The following is a 3,298-nucleotide window of genomic DNA, read 5'->3' on the forward strand; positions in this document are numbered from 1 at the left end:
GAGTCTTTTGCTGAACTTGCCGTTCATATGACCTTGCAGGGGCATTAGGGCTTGAATCAACCTACATTTGCTTAATAATTTGCCATTTATAGATTGTTTTTTATTTTAAAAGTTATTTTTTCACTCCAATAAAAACAGATAACACATTTTCTTCATTATCGAGTAGAGATATATCAATAATTTTATCTATTTTATTATTAAAAAATTTTAAACAGTAAAAATTAGGCTTGTTTATCAATTCTAGCCAATTACTAATATCTTTTCTTTTAATAATAAATAAAGGGAATAATTCTATTGGTGTTTTAGCTGAATCATTTATTCCACCATAAAAGTATACATATATAATATCATTTTCTTCTGGTATAAAAAAATCTAATATTTCATTTTTTATCGATAAGCTAAAATTTAATTTTGATAATTCTATACTTTTATAGGATACGAAAACACGATTGATTATTTCACACGAAAATGGATATGGAATAAATTTTTCAGAATTCAAAATCAAACTATTTAAAAAATAATTTTCTTTCATTTTTTTTATTAAATTATTCTGTTTTAAAGTAAAAATCTTATCTTTTAAAGCAGTCATAATACTATTTCCTATGTTGTACAGTTACATTATCTTTATAGTATTTCCAAGAAAATGTACCATTCCCATTATTTCTTTTTTGAACAAGATTTCCATCCATTTTTGCGGTACCTACATGCCAGTGTGGACAAGGATGTTTTGCATCAGAGGGATGGTGCGAAACAATGAGTGGTGTTCGTGAACCATTTGGATTTTTATACATATATTGTTCCCAGTTAGGTGTTATATTTTGTGCAATCGGGGTTGAGCTTGTTGGAATACCAGCTTCTTTTAAGGCAATAGTTCTAGCTGCATTTTTTGTGGGAAATTGTGAACAAGGGTCTTGCTCGTCTTTATTGCATCGCCCAACAGCAGTATGCGATTTTGACCGGGAAGCAACAATCGCAGCCGCTGCATGCTGATGACCAGTAGTCGCTACTGAACTGCCAAAGCCACAAGAACTGGGAACAGTTCCTGCGAAGCCGAATAATCCCAATGGATCAATCCATGACCCAGTATTAGGCGCAAAAGCATACAAATTCGCCCCCCCCCATCAACCCAATCGGGTCCTGATTTACAAACCGACCCGCATCAGGCTCATAATACCTGAAGAAGTTGTAATGCAACCCCGTCTCAAGGTCAGCATACTGGTTCTGCAGGCGGAAGGGGTGATATGCGCTATCCGTTACTTTGGTTTCCTCTTTCAGACGACCCCAGCCGGTGTAGTTGCCGAACCACAAGAGGTTGCCGTCTTTATCGGTCATTTCTCTTGGAATGCCGATTTGGTCGCAGTGGAAGTAGAGAATTTGTTGGCGGCTTTCGCCCTCGGTATTGGTGTGGTTGTGTTCCTGTGCCAAAGGTTCGTAGCTGTCGGGATCGGTGTAGAGATAGGTATACCTGCCGTCCTGCAAGAGGTGGCTGCCGTCCCAAACAAATCCGGTTTCCTCTTTCAGGCCGTCTGAAACTTCTTCGTTTTTCAGACGGCCTTTGCCTATCCTTCTGCCCAAGGCGTCGTAGGTGTAGGCCCAAGTCTCTTTCGTACCGTCTTTTTTGAAGATTTCCGCTTTAACCAGTTGGTCGTGCAGATCGTAGAAATAGTTCTGCACTTCGCCGTCCGGCAGTTTGCGGTGGATCAGGTTGCCGGTATAGTCGTAGCCGTAGCAAAGGCTGACGACGGTGACTGTTTCTCCATTGGTTAGGCCGTCTGAAAGATTTTCAGACGGCCTTTTAAATTGTAAGAACAAAACCCGCGTGCATGCCTTTGGGCACACATACTACGTGCGGGCTACGGCTTGCTATTTTATCTAGGGTAGCTCAAAAATTTTATGAAATCATTTATTTCATCTTCATTAAAGCCATTTTCAAGATATTCTTTCTCATAAAAAATAAAATCTAATAAATATTTTCTTGAATAATCATCTAAATTATTTTTAATTTTCTCAACTTGCATAAAAAATTTATTGGGTTCTATTAATTTTGTTATTAGTACATTTAACTCAAAATCACAATTTTTGCTTAAAATATTTAGATTTTGAAAAATCAAATCAGCAATTTCCTGTTTTTGTAGGTCATTAAAGTTGAGTATAGATATTGCTCTCAGAAAATCAGAGATGCTTTGAACTACTATAAATTTATTATTAGATAATATATATTTAATAAATTTAAATTCATTCTCAGTAATTTCTATTTTATTTGGGAATATTTCTGATAATAAATACAATGCTCTACGTATATTTTTAGATGGTAGCGAATCTAGTAGTATAATTATTTGACTGAAATCTTCTTGTTCTAAAGAAGCTTCAATCATATTTTGTATATAAAAATCACTATTGCGCATAATTATCATGCTCCTATATCAATATTAAACTTCACATTGCTCCTACAAAACTTCCTCCTGCCACAAAAGCACCACATACTCCCGCCGTTGAATATATACAAACACTAACTAGCACAACAGTTCCAACAAGGGCGATTGCTGTTAAAGCATCATTATTAGTAGATGTTTTGTCTTCAGTGGAGCAATTAGTGCATTTTGTTACGGGAGAAGAAGGAGGTGGTGGTTTGTCGCAATCATTATCCACCCACTCTTTTTCGGCTTTAGCTAGTTTACTATACGCAGCATTCAGTAGCTTTACATGACCTCGGACAGTATCTCTAAGAGCTTCCCCTGGACCAATTCGCCACGGTAAATTATTTGGATTACTCTCAAGTGCGGGAATACGTTTTACGTATATTTCGTATTTAAGATTTTCTATTCTAGCTGCAATTGATGCACATTTCTGAGCATTATATAAACCAAAAATATCAACCCATCCCTGCACGTTCGGCGCAAATTGATAAAAATTGTTTCCACCCCACAGTCTAATCGGGTCTTGGTTGATAAACCGACCCACATCAGGCTCGTAATACCTAAAGAAATTGTAATGCAACCCCGTCTCACGGTCGGCATACTGGTTCTGTAAGCGGAAGGGCTGGTATGCGCTATCTGTTACCTTAGTTTCCTCTTTCAGACGAACCCAGCCGGTATAGTTGCCAAACCAAACCAGGTTGCCGTCCTTATCGGTCATTTCTCTCGGGATGCCGATTTGATCGCAATGGAAGTAGTGGATTTCCTGTTTGCTTTCGCCTTCGGTATTGGTGTGGTTGCGTACCTGTGCCAAGGGTTCGTAGCTGTCAGGATCAGTGTAGAGATAGGTATACCTGCCGTCCGGGTGGACTTCCTGCAAGAGG

General features: G+C 38.0%; 5 protein-coding genes. All 5 read right to left on the reverse strand.

Annotated features, from left to right (window positions below):
* Positions 1 to 112: 112 nt before the first annotated feature.
* Positions 113 to 589 (reverse strand): hypothetical protein, encoded by a 477-nt coding sequence (locus HMPREF2696_RS01930; RefSeq protein WP_004521141.1) that lies wholly within the window; start codon positions 587 to 589, stop codon positions 113 to 115.
* Between the two features lie 4 nt (positions 590 to 593).
* Positions 594 to 1,064 carry a thioredoxin domain-containing protein gene (locus HMPREF2696_RS11660; protein WP_210383747.1) on the reverse strand — a complete coding sequence of 157 codons (471 nt, stop codon included), beginning with the start codon at positions 1,062 to 1,064 and terminating at the stop codon, positions 594 to 596.
* A 22-nt stretch (positions 1,065 to 1,086) separates the two neighbouring features.
* Complete coding sequence (locus HMPREF2696_RS01935) at positions 1,087 to 1,812, reverse strand: RHS repeat domain-containing protein (RefSeq protein WP_249967820.1); 726 nt, start codon at positions 1,810 to 1,812, stop codon at positions 1,087 to 1,089.
* Between the two features lie 56 nt (positions 1,813 to 1,868).
* On the reverse strand, positions 1,869 to 2,405 hold the full coding sequence (locus HMPREF2696_RS01940) for a hypothetical protein (protein ID WP_199900979.1): 537 nt from the start codon (positions 2,403 to 2,405) through the stop codon (positions 1,869 to 1,871).
* 31 nt (positions 2,406 to 2,436) lie between these two features.
* The coding region (locus tag HMPREF2696_RS11730) for an RHS repeat-associated core domain-containing protein (protein WP_249967821.1) at positions 2,437 to 3,298 on the reverse strand (862 nt) is incomplete at its 5' end.

It is taken from the genome of Neisseria sp. HMSC058F07, assembly GCF_001810035.1.
GTDB lineage: Bacteria > Pseudomonadota > Gammaproteobacteria > Burkholderiales > Neisseriaceae > Neisseria > Neisseria perflava.